The 13761-nt window shown below is 66.4% G+C and carries 14 protein-coding genes and 3 pseudogenes; 8 read left to right on the forward strand and 9 right to left on the reverse strand.

Annotation, left to right across the window (positions count from 1 at the left end; genetic code table 11):
- Nucleotides 1-260: 260 nt before the first annotated feature.
- The 4 genes from FE633_RS20180 to FE633_RS20195 form a co-directional block, all read right to left on the reverse strand.
- Nucleotides 261-707, reverse strand: a complete 447-nt coding sequence (locus FE633_RS20180) for a DUF6069 family protein (protein WP_212747245.1) — start codon at nt 705-707, stop codon at nt 261-263.
- A 21-nt stretch (nt 708-728) separates the two neighbouring features.
- Nucleotides 729-1007 (reverse strand): hypothetical protein, encoded by a 279-nt coding sequence (locus FE633_RS20185; protein WP_138046572.1) that lies wholly within the window; start codon nt 1005-1007, stop codon nt 729-731.
- Nucleotides 1008-1012: 5 nt separating this feature from the next.
- Nucleotides 1013-2011, reverse strand: a complete 999-nt coding sequence (locus FE633_RS20190; protein ID WP_138046573.1) for an RNA polymerase subunit sigma-70 — start codon at nt 2009-2011, stop codon at nt 1013-1015.
- Between the two features lie 81 nt (nt 2012-2092).
- Nucleotides 2093-3058: a helix-turn-helix transcriptional regulator gene (locus FE633_RS20195; RefSeq protein ID WP_138046574.1), complete on the reverse strand. Its 966-nt coding sequence runs from the start codon at nt 3056-3058 to the stop codon at nt 2093-2095.
- A gap of 92 nt (nt 3059-3150) precedes the next feature.
- Here FE633_RS20195 and FE633_RS20200 point away from each other — a divergent pair, with 92 nt between their 5' ends.
- A complete protein-coding gene (locus FE633_RS20200) occupies nt 3151-3516 on the forward strand; it encodes a VOC family protein (protein ID WP_138046575.1) in 366 nt (121 codons plus the stop codon).
- 71 nt (nt 3517-3587) lie between these two features.
- Nucleotides 3588-4592 carry an IS481 family transposase gene (locus FE633_RS20205; protein ID WP_138046576.1) on the forward strand — a complete coding sequence of 335 codons (1005 nt, stop codon included), beginning with the start codon at nt 3588-3590 and terminating at the stop codon, nt 4590-4592.
- Nucleotides 4593-5536: 944 nt separating this feature from the next.
- Here the strand turns inward: FE633_RS20205 and FE633_RS20210 are convergent.
- Nucleotides 5537-6337: an SDR family NAD(P)-dependent oxidoreductase gene (locus tag FE633_RS20210; protein WP_138046577.1), complete on the reverse strand. Its 801-nt coding sequence runs from the start codon at nt 6335-6337 to the stop codon at nt 5537-5539.
- 88 nt (nt 6338-6425) lie between these two features.
- Here FE633_RS20210 and FE633_RS20215 point away from each other — a divergent pair, with 88 nt between their 5' ends.
- The gene (locus FE633_RS20215; RefSeq protein ID WP_138046578.1) at nt 6426-7277 is read left to right on the forward strand and encodes a helix-turn-helix transcriptional regulator; all 852 of its coding nucleotides are present in this window, start codon (nt 6426-6428) and stop codon (nt 7275-7277) included.
- A gap of 367 nt (nt 7278-7644) precedes the next feature.
- Here FE633_RS20215 and FE633_RS20220 read toward each other — a convergent pair whose 3' ends face one another.
- Nucleotides 7645-7902 carry a hypothetical protein gene (locus tag FE633_RS20220; protein ID WP_138046579.1) on the reverse strand — a complete coding sequence of 86 codons (258 nt, stop codon included), beginning with the start codon at nt 7900-7902 and terminating at the stop codon, nt 7645-7647.
- A gap of 190 nt (nt 7903-8092) precedes the next feature.
- Nucleotides 8093-9094, reverse strand: a complete 1002-nt coding sequence (locus FE633_RS20225) for a hypothetical protein (RefSeq protein WP_138046580.1) — start codon at nt 9092-9094, stop codon at nt 8093-8095.
- A 104-nt stretch (nt 9095-9198) separates the two neighbouring features.
- On the opposite strand from FE633_RS20225, the gene FE633_RS49260 reads away from it, so the two are divergent.
- The 4 genes and pseudogenes from FE633_RS49260 to FE633_RS20240 all read left to right on the forward strand — a co-directional run bounded on the left by FE633_RS49260 (nt 9199) and on the right by FE633_RS20240 (nt 12658).
- The gene (locus tag FE633_RS49260; RefSeq protein ID WP_281291220.1) at nt 9199-9333 is read left to right on the forward strand and encodes a hypothetical protein; all 135 of its coding nucleotides are present in this window, start codon (nt 9199-9201) and stop codon (nt 9331-9333) included.
- A gap of 195 nt (nt 9334-9528) precedes the next feature.
- Entirely contained in the window at nt 9529-10512 is a 984-nt protein-coding gene (locus FE633_RS20230) for a hypothetical protein (protein ID WP_138046581.1), read from the forward strand.
- Between the two features lie 686 nt (nt 10513-11198).
- Nucleotides 11199-11885, forward strand: a complete 687-nt coding sequence (locus tag FE633_RS20235; protein WP_171060042.1) for an HAD-IA family hydrolase — start codon at nt 11199-11201, stop codon at nt 11883-11885.
- Between the two features lie 7 nt (nt 11886-11892).
- A pseudogene (locus tag FE633_RS20240) lies at nt 11893-12658 on the forward strand (transposase).
- Nucleotides 12659-12741: 83 nt separating this feature from the next.
- On the opposite strand, the pseudogene FE633_RS48485 reads toward FE633_RS20240, so the two are convergent.
- Together FE633_RS48485 and FE633_RS20250 are read right to left on the reverse strand one after the other, a co-directional pair.
- Nucleotides 12742-12900: pseudogene (locus FE633_RS48485) on the reverse strand (transposase family protein); the annotation flags it as partial.
- Nucleotides 12882-13304 carry a leucine zipper domain-containing protein gene (locus FE633_RS20250; protein WP_425473196.1) on the reverse strand — a complete coding sequence of 141 codons (423 nt, stop codon included), beginning with the start codon at nt 13302-13304 and terminating at the stop codon, nt 12882-12884. The gene FE633_RS20250 and the pseudogene FE633_RS48485, both read right to left, overlap by 19 nt.
- A 125-nt stretch (nt 13305-13429) precedes the next feature.
- Between FE633_RS20250 and FE633_RS20255 the strand changes: the two are divergent.
- Nucleotides 13430-13648 (forward strand): annotated as a pseudogene (locus FE633_RS20255) (transposase); the annotation flags it as partial.
- Between the last annotated feature and the right edge of the window lie 113 nt (nt 13649-13761).

Raw genomic sequence — 13761 nt, forward strand, 5'->3', positions numbered from 1 at the left:
GCGCAGGAGCCGAATCCACGTGGGAGGCGCGCGACGGCGGGGTCGGCCAGGTGAACGCGACCGGGGTACCCGGTGCGCCCCGACAGAAGCGGGTGGCGTTTGGTCTTCATCCCGCAAGGTGCCCTGTGCTTCTTCGCACCCTCGACTCAGCTTTCGAATTGACCAAGAAAAGGAACCTGGAATGGAGGGTGGCAGCACCGGGGGCCACGTTAGTGCGCTCGCGCACGCCCTTGCGCCGCGCGTTGTCCCGTTGCGGATCGTCAATCGGTCCGGGTGCGGAGGCTCCGGGCCAGGGTGGGGATCATCACCGTCGCAGGGACGAGGTGTAGCCCGAGGAGGGCGGTGGTGGTGGCGGTGTTTGCCCCGCAGAGGAGGGGCGGGACCAACGAGATCGCCGTCAGCGACACTGCCGTCCACACGAATCGCTCGGCGGGGCGAGCGCTCCAACGAAGAAGAGCGACGGCAATGACGATGCCCACGACCGAGAAGAAGCCGGTCACCACGGCGAACCCGGACAACGGGATCGTCTCGCCACCATCGGGGACCTCAAAGTCGACGCCAACGGCCTGGGCAAGCGCAGCGGCGAGGGTGGTGGCCACCATCGCTGCGAGCGTGGCGATGAATCCGGTGCCGGCGAGCCCGCGGAGTCGGTGGGTGTGTCTGGTCCGGCCCGATGCCGGGCCTGCGCCGACCCCGGTGTCATCCATGCTGTTCATGTCGTTCCTCCGTCATTCGGTAACTGGCGTACGGGGTGTTGACTGGCATGTGACGGTCCTGGCCCTGGGGGTGACGATGCGCACCCTCGCCGTGCGGCGGCCGGGGTTCCGCAGAGCGCGGACGCCGGTGCCGCGGAGCCAGAACCCGGCGTCGCGTCCGAGGACCGGCCCGGGCTCGCCGTCGCGCAACTCCAGCTGCACCCGCCCGCGGGTGACGACGCCGAACGCGTCGTACCACTCCGCCGCGACCACCGCGACACGCGCGCCACCGCGCAGCGCGAGCGTCCACACCGGGACTACTCCGTGCCGTCCGCCGGCAGGCGCTCCGGCAGCCCGAGCCGCGGGAACTGGTCGTCGTGGAAAGTGACGATCTCGGTGATCGCCCCGCCGGTGATCCGCAGGACGTCGATCGTCAGCGGCAGGTACGCGCCCTCCCGCTTCCGCCAGAGGTAGAAGGCGACGGCGGGCTGCCGGTTCACGGAGGTGAGGACGGCGCGCAGGCCCTTCATACCCTCGAAGCCGCTCTCGACCCAGTCGTTCACCACCGCGTCGCGGCCGACGTACAGGCCCGGCGTGGGCGGCATCGAGCACCGGACGTCGTCCCGCAGCATGGCCGCGAGGCCGTCGACGTCCGTGGCCACGCTGGCGTCGGTGAAGCGGCGCACCAGCTCGCGCGTCCCGGCGTCCTGTTCGCCGCCGGTCCAGTCCTGACGCTCGGCGGGCAGGCGCTCCCGCATGCCGGCGCGGGCCCGCTGCAGCGCGCTGTTCACGGAGTTGACGGAGTCCCCGAGGAGCTCCGCGACGTCCTTCGCCGGCCAGCCGAGCACGTCCCGCAGGATCAGCACGGCCCGCGGGCGCGGCGCGAGGTGCTGGACTGCGACCAGGTACGCCAGCTCGATCGTCTCCCGCGCGACGGCGACGGTCTCCGGCTCGTCCGCGTCGCCCGCGGGCAGCTCGTCGAGCAGCCGGTCCGGGTAGGGCTGCAGCCACAGCACCTCGCCGCCGGTCGCAGGCTCCGGGCGGGACTTGGCGAGCAGGTCCAGGCAGGCGTTGGTGGCGATCCGGTACAGCCAGGCCCGGAACGTCGACCGCCCCTCGAAGGTCTCCCGCCGCCGCCAGGCACGGAGGAACGTTTCCTGCACGGTGTCCTCGGCGTCCTCGAACGACCCGAGCATCCGGTAGCAGTGCACGTGCAGCTCCCGCCGGTGCCGCTCCGCCAGCCCCGAGAACGCCGGCTCGTCGACCTCGCCCAGCCCGCTCACGCCCAGCTCCTCCAGCCGCATGTCCGCACTCATCACGTCATCCTTCCGCCTCGTCGTGTCCCGTCGTAGGTGTGACGGGTGCGGGCGCGAAAACTCATCACTAGGTGTTGCGGGTCAGGACGTTGGTGACGGCGCATAGTGGTGGGCCAGATTGGTGGCGAGGTCGCGGAGGTGAGCCCTGGCTTCGGTGGGGCCGTGCACAGTGATGGCATTCCCGAACGGCAGTAGTGCTCGCACGTCCTCCAGATCGAGGAAGCGGATCGTTACCTTGCGGCCGGTGGCGGATTCTTCATGGTCGTCCGGGACGAGTCGTTGGCCAAAGATCCGTTGCGCTCGCTCGATCTGGGTCTGGTCGATGGTGGCGCTGACCTCTATCGCGTGGTTGTGCTCCCACTGATCAATGAGCGCTGCAGCGACGGTGGCCAGGGTCTGGCTCTCGCGGATCCGTCGTGGCTGGTCGACTTCTTTCCACGTCGTGATCCGTTCGAGTCGGTACATCCGTGGCACTCGGGCACAGTCGGCGACGAGGTACCAGATGCCGGCCTTGGCGAACAGCCCGTAGGGATCCACGACCAGGTCGCGTGGGCATGACTCGCGTGGGCTGTCGTACTCGATCCGTAGCCGGCGACCTCGCCGCACTGCGCCGATCAGCGAAGCCGGAGTCGTGCCGGAAGCTCGTGCCTGACGCCAGGGACGGCTGTCCACGTGCACTACGTCGGTGAGCGGCAAGAGCTCATCAACTCGACGTGGCTGTGTAGCGACGATCTTGGAGAGCGCGCGCTGGCTTTCGACCGATGCGTTGAGCTCCGCACGTTGCTTCTCATCCAGCCCAGTGAGCGACAGATGATCACGCTCGCCCGGTGTGAGTCGCGTGAGGTCGAGCCCGGCCCCGGGCAGCATGGTCACGCCTCCGAGGCGGCCCCGGTGTGCGGTCACCGGCAGACCGGCGTCGCGGAGCCAGTTCAGGTCTCGGGTGATGGTTCGAAGGGACACTCCGAGCGCTGAGGCAAGTTCCTGTGTGGTCACGGCATCCCTCGATTTGAGGAGCAGCATCAGGGTGAAGAAGCGATCTGGGGTCACACACCAATTTTTTCAGGAATTGCGACACGATGCGGCGCATATCCCGGTCAGGCTGGTGGATGCGTACCTACGACCGGTGAGAAGGAAAAACCATGACCACATCCGTCGTGTCCATCGTCTACGTGAACGACGCTCCCGCCGCAGCTCGTTTCTACGGCGACCTCCTCGGCATGAGCCCCTCGTTCGAGACTTCGGGATACATCACCTTCGACCTCGGGCCAGGCGCTGACCTCGCTCTGTGGTCTGGCCAGTTCGAGGATCTGTCACCGGACGTCCCGCGCACCAGTGAGGTTTGCCTGGCCATCGACGGTGGACCCGACGAGCTCAACGCGACCTTTGAGCAGTGGAATTCCAAGGGGGTCACGATCCTGCGCGAGCCTCATGATGCGGGGTTCGGGCTGACCTTCCTCGCAGCCGATCTTGACGGGAACCGTATCCGCGTCGCACCGCAGGACTGAAAGGCCGCAATGCGGCAGGCGCGCACGATAGGTGTCGCGCCTGCCGTCGTCTGACTTCGAGAGGACGACGAGTGCCCCACGCGAATGCGCCCCTGAGCGTCGAGGGCCGTAGGCGGCTCGTGAAGCGGTGCCAGACACGTCCCATCGCCCACGTCGCCGCTGAGATGGGCATCTCTCGCGCATGCGCCAGCAAGTGGGTAAATCGCTGGCGGCTACACGGTGATGCGGGATTGCAAGACCGGCCGCCGAGTCCGCACGGGAGTCCGAACGCGACTCCAGCATGGGTCATCGAGCAGATCGAGTCCTGGCGCCGCGAGCACAAGTGGTCCGCGCAACGGATCAACGACGAACTTGTGAGTATAGGTTTTGTGATCAACCGGCGAACTGTCAGCCGACACCTGACCCGGCTCGGCCTCGGCGAACGCCGCTTCATCGATCCAGGCGGTGAGAACAACCGGAAGCCGGGGAAGATCATCGTCCGCTGGCCCGGACACATGGTGCACCTGGATGTGAAGAAGGTCGGCCGGATCCCTGATGGCGGCGGGTGGCGGATCCACGGCCGGGACAGCGATCAGGCCAAGGTCGCTAGTCGGGCGAAGTCGGCCGGGGCGAAGCGTGGCTACGTCTACCTGCACTCCGTCGTCGATGGTTTCTCACGGCTCGCCTACACAGAACCGCTGGGCGATGAGAAGGGCGCGACGGCTGCTGCTTTCCTCGCCCGGGCGAAGGTCTGGTTCGCCGCCCACGGCATCAACCACATCCACCGGGTCGTCACCGACAATGGCGCTTGCTACCGCTCCGGCGACTTCGCCCGCATCGTCGGGCAAGGCACCCGGCATCAGAGAACCAAGCCATACACACCTCGGCACAACGGGAAGGTGGAGCGCTACCAGCGAATCATGGCCGAGGAAGTCCTCTACGCCCGCGAGTTCACCAGTGAGGATGCCCGGTCAGCCGCGATCGCAGTGTGGAACATCCACTACAACTACCACCGGCCGCATAGTGCTGCCGCCGGAAAGCCGCCAGCAGCACGCCTCCGCGAGAGCGTCACCAACGTCGAGCCCTCATACAGCTAGCGGTGTACGACCGCTGTCGCCTCGATGATCGCCACAGTCACCAATACAGCAAGCGCCAATGCAGGTACGAGGACTCGGCGACGCCCAGGGCCACGGGAGAGACCTGTGGGAGGCGCGGGGTAGTAGCTGTTCGCCCTCGACTCCGTGATGACCGGATCCTCTCGCTCCGTCCACGCCCACTCGCCACCCGCTCTCGGCTCTCCCCTCCGCAGGCCGCCGTCGCCATCTCGGCGCCACCGAGTTCCTCCGGCGTCGGTGAAGACGATGGCGATGTGGTGCAGCATGAGGGCTGGCTGGCCACCGTTCTCCGACGGCGGCAAAGGAAAGGACCGTGTGGTACCTGAGCTAACCAACCCGGAAACGTCGGGCATCTCCTCACCGCGACAACTCGCACCTCGGACCAGGATGGGCTGATTGCTCGGATTCACGATGTCCAACCGTGGCGTCACCCAGCCTTCATGTAGCGATGATTGGGACGCGCTGGTGCGAATTTCGATCATTGAAGCCTGGACGCGTTGCTCGCGCAGGTCCACAGCTAGTTCCCGGGCTTCGACCCGCCCCTCACGAACATCCAGGGCCGCCGCTCGCGTCACTTGATGCCTATGAGCCATGATGCTCATCACGAGCGCCCCCAGGGCGACGAGCGAGCTGAACGCGGCTATGAGGATCTCGACCACGTTGCCGCTATGGCCGTTCCGACCCGCTCAAGTCACCTTCGGCCAGTACGACTTGACAAACCCTCCAGGGCGCTCCGCTCCTCGTAGACGTGGTAACGGGTGGCCAAGCAGGCACGGGCGGCTGTCTATCGCTGAACGGGGCCAACTATCTCTGGACGTGTGACTGAGCACGCGCTAGTTGGCCACTTTGAGTACCGCAGTTGGCCCCAGGGGGACGCCCCACAGCGTCGGAGTCAGGACTGACGAGAGTGCGGCGGCATCGTCGGCTCAGGCTCGCGCGCCGCCGTCGACTCGCAGGACCGTGCCGGTCACGTAGGAGGAGCGGTCGCTGAGCAGCCAGGCGGCGGCCTGGGCGATTTCGTCGGGGTCGGCCGCGCGGCGCAGCGGGGTGAGCGCCTTGAGCCGCTCGACGAGACCGGGCGAATCCGCTTCCCAGGTACGGATCATCTCGGTCGCGGTGTTGCCGGGGGCGATGGCGTTGACGCGGATGCCTTCCGGGCCGTAGGTGACCGCGGCTGATTCGGTGAGGCTGTTGACCGCCCGCTTCATGGCGCCATAGGCGGGGAGTTCGGGGTTCCCCCTCAGGCTGCCGACGGATGAGTTGTTGACGATGGCGCCCGTCCCGGCGGTGGCGCGGATGGCGGCGATCTGGGCGACCATGGCCAGCCAGACGCCCTTGAGGTTCACGGCGTAGACGTGGTCGAAGTCGGTCTCCGGCAACTGGTCCATGGGGCCCGGGGTCTGGATCGTCGCGCCGTTGTTGAAGGCGACGTCGAGTCGGCCGTACAGGTCCACGGTCCGGTCTACGGCGGCGCGCACGCCGGCCGCGTCGGCCAGATCGCACACCACGTAGTCCGCCGTGCCGCCGGCCGCCCGGACTTCCTCGGTCACCGCCTTCAACTGTGCCTCCGTACGGGCCGCGAGCAGCACCCGGGCGCCCTCCCGGGCGAACAGCCGCGCCGCGGCGGCGCCGATACCGCGCCCGGCACCGGTGATGAAGGCGACCTTGCCGGCCAGCAGGCCCTGGGCGGCGGGGGCGGACGTGTCGGTGGTCGGTGTGTTGTCCATGGCAGCGAGCCTGCGACCGTTCGCGGAGCCTATCCAGGCACTGGCGGTACCTGGATAGGCTCCGCGACCCCCGCGCACACTGGGGTGTGTGGACAGACGAGAACTGGCGGCCTTCCTGCGCAGCAGGCGCGAGCGGATCACCCCGGCCGACGTTGGCCTGCCCACCGGGCCGCGCCGCCGCACCCCGGGGCTGCGCCGCGAGGAGGCGGCGCAGCTGGCGTTCATCTCGACCGAGTACTACACGCGGCTGGAGCAGGCCCGCGGCCCGCGCCCGTCACGCGAGGTGCTGGCCCAGCTGGCCCGGGCCCTGCGCCTGTCCGACGCCGAGCGCGACCATCTCCACCACCTCGCCGGCGCACCGCCGGGCCCGCTGCCCGGACCCTCCCGCGAGGTGCGGCAGAGCATTCTCGACCTGCTCCGCCGGCTGCCGCAGGCCGCCGCGATCGTGACGTCCGCGACGTTCGAGGTGATCGCCTGGAACGATCTGGCGGCCGCCCTGATGGAGGACTTCTCAGCCCTGCCGCGGCGTGACCGCAACCTGGTGCGCCGTGTGTTCCTCGGGCCGCATCCGCAGGGGAGGCGGTTGTACGGGGTGTCGGACGCGGACGCGTTCGCCCGCAACTCGGCGCAGCGCCTGCGCGCCGCCGCCGCCCGTTACCCCGACGATCCCGAGATGAACGAGCTGGTGGGTGACCTTCTCTCCGGCAGCAAGGAGTTCACCCGGCTGTGGGCCTCCCACGACGTGCGCGCCGAACCCACCCTGTGCAAGACCTTCCAGCACCCGCTGGTCGGCCCGGTCACCGTCAACTGCGACGTCCTCGACGTCACCGAGCGGGACCAGCAGGTCGTGATCTACACCGCGGCCCCGGGCTCGCCCTCCGAGGAGGCCCTGCGGCTGCTGTCGGTCATCGGCACACAGCGCATGGACGTGGCCAACTGAGCCGCACCAGGGATCGAGTCATCGGTAACAACGACGAACTACGGACGGCCGAGCATCGACGAGGTACACGCGGTCCCCCCCTGGCCTGTATCCCGGCCCAACACCGTCAGGTCCGTGCCCTGGCGGGACTGGAGCATGACCAGACGAGGACGCGCGGGGAGCTAGACGAGATTGATCTACGCCGACGTCTGGGAGTCCGAGCCCCGTTCCAGTTGCTCGACGGGGAGCAGAGCGCGCAGGCTGCCGAAGACCCAGGTGTCGACGGTCTCAGGGTAACGCTTGATCCAGTCCGCGGGCGGGAGTTCGTGCCGCTCCTCCAGCCCGTGGCACCACTGCGAGATGACGTTGTCGCCGTGCGCAAGGTCCTTTACGGCGGCCCGCAGTTTGACGGCATGCCGCAGGTGCGGTCGCTGTTCGCGGACCAGATGTGCCCGATCGAGGCACCCTCGTGCGCGATGAAGTTCCGGGCTTCCCTGGCCTTGTGGAGGGTGTCCATATCCATGGTCTGGCCCATCGCGTGGGCGGCCAGAGTGTGCAGGGTGCCGCCCAGTAGCTTGTCCGCTGGCGCTGCGGCGATGGCCTGTTCCAGGGTCAGGGCCGGGTCTGCCTGGTGGGCGGTGATCAAGTTGCCTACTCGTAGTACGTACTGGCACTCATCCTCGTAGGCGTTCGCGAGGTGAAGCGCCCGTCCTACTGAGAGGAAAACGCGTCGAGCAGTTCCGTTTCCCGGGGCGCCAAGAGGCTAAGTGACCAGCTCATCCCAGTCACGATAGTGCCGGGCCCTCAGGCGCCGCTCGTGAATTGTTGAGGTCCTGTTATTTGCCGCGAGCGATGTCGCCTTGGAGCGAGAGGTGCCGATCGAGGTCCGTCACTGCCTTCTCGACCTTCTGCTCGAAGGGCTCAAAGGCGTCTTCAACGCCGGCGTACTCGCGCACAAGCTGGTGTTTGTCATCGATTGACTCCAGTGCGGACACCAGACTTCGCCACCGCTCCAGGTCCGCCTTGGAGTACGGATACTTTCGTCCGCGAACCTGTTCGAGGGTTGTCGTCGCCGTGAGGTTCGCCTGCACTAGGCGCAGGGCATCCCCGCGCACGAGGTGCGGAACGCCAAGGTTGTCCTCGATGAACGTGAGTCCATCCCTCATCTCATCTAGGCGAGCATGCAGGTATTGGACGAGTGCACTGCGCACTTGGGGCAGGTCGAGTCCTACTTCGCGGCGAAGCTGCGCGGCGATCCTCTGCGGAAGGTCCTGCCCCACGAGGCCGAGCGGACCATCGGCCACGGCGTACCTCTTGAGCTCCGGGCCCAGTTCAGAGGGAGAGCCGTACAGCGTGTATAGGTGACGGTATGCGTTCAGGGCGGTGCATGCGGAGTCAAAGTAGATCAGGGTGGCAGGCTTGATGACTTCGCGCCTCAGTTTGTCGCGGTGGTACATCTCGTTGCGGTACTTGTGCAGTTTCTCCAAGACTGGGCCTAGGTCAGCGTCCAAGATCCCACGTTCGACAAGAAGGGCCACCTTGGCGTCGAAGTTGCGGTCGATCTTGTTTAGCTCGGATTTCGGAATGATCCTGGCCTCGATTGCTGCGACCTCAGTAGCTGCCTTTGCGCTTCCATGGGCCGCCAGCTGCTTGTACGTGGACAACAGTCCAATGAGCATCTCCTGGTCCCAGAGCTCGGATCGCACCGTCCGATGAAGGATCAGCTCCGTCACGCTGTCCAGGAGTATGAACGCCAGCCTCAGGTGGGCTACGCGCCCTTTCTCGATCATGCCCTTGGCCTCTTCGAGCTGCACGACGATTAGCTCCAACTGCTCCATGTGGACCCTCCGTTCCTGCAGTCTGGTCACCTGCTCCACATCATCTCTGGCTGGCAACGTGGGCGGCACGTGACTTTCATAGGCGCCACGAGGACGTGCAATGGGTGCACGGTTGGCTGCCCAGGTCCCGGCCGGGGCACACGACCCGTCTGGGAACGGGTGAGCCGTACACGGTCGTGGTCATCGACCTGGCAGTGGAGGTGCTGGCCGGGACGACCGGCACGCCGTTGTGGCGGTGACGCGGTTGCGGTGAGCCATCCACAGGCCGGACGGCTCAAGGCGTCAGCCCGGCACCCACGTGACCGCCACCGCGATCATCGTTCACTGCTCGAACAGCACGGTTGGGACGCACCTTCCTCGAGGCTGTTGTTATCACCGGATTAGGACGGCTCCGACGCCGTGATCACACCAGCCACACCAAGATCATCTCAGCCGTGACCAGCAGTTACGGGACACCCCTTAGTATGGCCGCCGGAAACCGCAGCGGCCTCGCGGCAAAGTACATCTCCTTCGTGACAGGTGCATCGATCCGCCAGGTCCACCGTCAGGTTGTCGAAGGCCCTTGGAGGGATCATCTTCTGTCTGCCAGCGGGCCAGCTCCAGTCCTCACCGAGGTAGTTGGACACATAGATGGACTTCCATGGACGGAATTCATCGACTACTCGGAGGTGGAGGCCCTCAGGCGGCATCTGATCACTGCCGCTTACATAGCGGTCTCGTACCTGACCGGAATGCGCCCCCGTGAAGTTCAGGCACTCGAAAAGGGATGTTGTCCCGATCCGGAGTCAGGACGGCATCTGATCTACAGCCGTGTTTTCAAGACGCCAATCGACGACGAGGGGAATCACGTCCCTCAAGGCGTCTTGCGCGATGTTCCGTGGGTAGCAATTGAACCTGTAGTCAATGCCATTCGCATCGTTGAACACCTGACCCCAGGGGGATATTTGTTCGGCGGCGTCATACCGGAAACGATGAACAAGAGGATCGAAAAATTCACCATGTGGGCTTCGGACCTTGCCAAGCGTTTTGGGCGTCCCCATGAGGTGATCCCCGCCGACAAGTACGGAGCGGTCGGGGTATCGCGTTTCCGCCGGACCCTGGCCTGGCATATAGCAAGGCGTCCCGGCGGCCTGGTCGCACTCGCTATTCAGTACGGACATATGCGTACTGCCATGAGCGCTGGATACGCATCCCGAAGCCGGGACGGGATCCACGACTTCCTGGACGTTGAAACGGCCCTGTCGGTTGCCGACACTCTCACCGCACTCAACGAGGCTTTGACGAACGGCTCAGGAGCATCTGGTTCAGCGGCTCGGAGAGCGATCAATGCGGCCCAGCATGCCCCTGGGCTGGTACGCAACTGCGGCATCCTGCGCCGGGAGAACGCCGACCGGTTCAAGGAGGCGTGGGCGCTGTAAGCCGCTCCCGCCGTGCATCCGCAGGGACCGCAAGCCACTGCGGCCCGGCATGAGGACCGGTGCATCGGCCCCGCCCGCACCAGGAACAACCTGTCTGCAGACCACACCGGATGGCTCGCGGAGCACGAGATTGATCGCGCCTACCGGGATCGCTTCGGACGGCAGGCATCGGCCGGCGAAGCCCTGGAACGGCACGTGGAACGCGTGAGCGAGGTGGTCTTGAGCGAGGGTGATCCATCGGTGGTCCTCCCCGGAGACGACGAGCGTGCCGGCCGGCCCACGCGGAGCACCTGTGGACCATGCGGCGCGGCTTCGAGAGGTCGTTCTCTTTCCGAACCTCGTGTGTGGTTTGTGGGACTACAGGGAAGCGGTCCACTCGGAAGTGGATGTTAGGCCTGGCTGATGCTGTGCGGGAAGCGGACCTTCTTCTCGAAACCCTCCAGCAGCTTCAGCTTGTTCGCGTTTTCCGGGCGACGCCGGCGCGGATGCAGGCCTCGGCGAGCAGCGGCTGTTCCTGGCCAGCGCGTGGAAGGCGCCTTCCACCCAACTGCTCACGTCGGTGTCGTGAAAGGCCCAGCGGCGGCGGCATCCGGTGCCGATCCGGCTGAGGGACGCCGCCCGGGCCGACCTGAACTAAGACTTGTCCCGCAAACTGCCTGTTCAGGGCCTGGTGGCATGATCGAAGCGTGACCAGTGAACCCGTCCAGTCCGGTGCGATGAGGTATGTCCTGTTTGATGTTGATGGCACGTTGATCGACGCCGTGGACAATCAGCGCCTGGTTTGGCGAACGTGGGCCGAGCGATACGGACTGGACCCCGATGAGGTCTACCAAGTGGCGCTGCGGACGAGGCCGTTGGAGGCCTTCGCTCAGGTTGCTCCGGACCAGGACCCCTGGGAGTGCCTTGCTGCACTGCACGAGTTGGAGGACGAGGACGTCCGCTCCGGCGCCTATACGGCCTTCGGCGGCGCCTCGGAGCTGCTGAGTGCTCTGCAGCCCGGGTCCTGGGCACTGGTGACTTCGAACTATGAGCACCGGGTGCGTGGACGCTTCGCACGGACGGGCTTGCCGGTCCCGGAGGTCCTCGTGGATGCGGCCGCCGTGGAGGAAGGCAAGCCGTCGCCCGTGCCGTATCTGCAGGCAGCCGCGCGACTTGGTGCCGAACCAGAGGACTGTCTGGTCATCGAGGACGCCCCTTCCGGGGTGGAGTCCGGGCTGCGTGCCGGGATGACGGTATGGGGTGTCAACGCCCCTGCGGCGGTGGACGGCGTGCATCGTCACTTCGGCAGCCTGCGCGAAGCGGTCCGCGACGTCCTTGCCTTCGTGTCCGGACCCTGCCCTCACGGGCTGGAGGGATCAGCCGCGATGGAATGATCTTGAGGTGGCTGGTGTGATCACGGCGTCGGAGCCGTCTTGGATAGTCCCGTTCTCCGGGCTGAGCCCGCGCCAATTCATGAAACTGGTGACGGCGCTGCGTCGCGAGGGGGTCGACGCCACCCGCCGGGGCAGGCCGTGGAGCCTGCCGCTGGCAGACAGGACGCTGCTGGTCACGGCGTACTGGCGCACAAACTTGACGATGCGCCAGCTCCCCCCGCTGTTCGGCATCTCCAAGTCTGCTGCCGACCGCATCATTGACCATCTCGGTCCGCTCCTGGCGCTTCAGCCTCGGCGCCGCCTCGCGAGAGGCGCTGTGCTCATCGTGGACGGCACCCTGGTACCCACCCGAGACCACAGATCGCCGAGCAGTCCAAGAACTACAGATACTCCACCAACCACCAGGTGGTCATCGACGCCGATACCCGCCGGGTCGTCGTGGTCGGCCGGCCTCTGCGGGCAACCGCAACGACTGCAGGGCGTGGGAGCAATCCGGCGCCAAAGCCACTGTCGGGAGGACGATGACGATCGCCGATGGCGGCTATCCGGGCACAGGGCTCGTCATGCCCCACCGCCGCCGCAAGGGCGAGGAACTCCCCGACTGGAAGCAGGAGCACAACCGCTCGCACAAGCAGGTCCGCGCCCGCGTCGAGCACACTTTCGCCCGAATGAAGACCTGGAAGATTCTCCGCGACTGCCGTCTCAAGGGCGACGGCGTCCACCACGCCATGCTCGGCATAGCCCGCCTGCACAACCTCAACCCCGCCGGATAAGCGAACGGGTTCCACAGCAGCCGACCCATCCAGCTCGACTCGAAGATCTTTTGCGGGACAAGTCTTAGGTAGGTCGGGTTTCCGACGTGGTGGAGAACGAGGATGGCCTGCACCATTGCGGTCGTCCGGGAGGGGCTGCAGCGCAGCTTGGTCAGGATTTTCCAGGTCTTGAGGGTGGCGACGGCGCGTTCGCCGCGGCAGCGGATCCGGGCGTGGGCCTTGTTCACGGCCTTCTGCCGGCGCGGGCCGGTCCATGAATGCCAGCTGGTTCAGGCCGTGCCGGGCCAGGATGCGGTGCACGGTGGAGGCGGGCAGGCCCAGGATGGGGCCGAGGCGGGCGGGGGCCGAGTTTGCGGTCCCGGCGCAGCCGGCACACCCGGGTCTCCACCGCTGCCGACGCGCGGTGGGGTGTCGTCAGCGGACGGCTGGAGCGGTCGTGCAGCCCCTGTTCGCCCTCGGATCGCCAGCGGCGGATCCATTTGTGGGCCGTGACGCGCGAGATGCCCATCTCGGCAGCGACGTGCGCGACCGGACGGCCACCGGAGATACGTTCGATGAGCAGCCGCCTGCCGTGAACGGTCAGCCGGGCATCACGGTGGGACACGAAGACCTCCGTGCGGTGCAGTCCTAGATAGCTCCACCACACCGGAGGTCTTCGCCCATGATCAAGCCCGGCCGGAGTTAACAACGCTCGTGATCAATACACCTAGACCGTGTGCTACGTGGTGAGTCGTCGTTGACCTCGGTATGGGGCGAGGTACGTGAAGTTGGATTGTTCCGGACGGGCTGTGGGAGATCGCGAAGCCGTTGATCCCGCCGTCGAAGGAAGGTCGGCAGAGTGACGGTACGCAGGACATACCTGATGAACCGGTGTTCGCGGCCATCGTGTACCTGCTGGTGTCCGGCGGTGCCTATCGTGCGTTGCCGCCGTGCTTCGGCGTCACCAAGTCGACTGTGCACCGCCGGTTCATGATCTGGTCGCGGGCCGGAGCGTGCGCATTGCCCGCAACTGCCTGGCGTTTCTCGGACTTGCCGCAGCCCCGTGCTACTACAAACGGCTCGTCCACCTCACCACGTAGGACACGGTCGTCTCGACTCGATGC

Source organism: Streptomyces montanus, from assembly GCF_005786655.1.
Taxonomy (GTDB): Bacteria; Actinomycetota; Actinomycetes; order Streptomycetales; family Streptomycetaceae; genus Streptomyces; species Streptomyces sporangiiformans.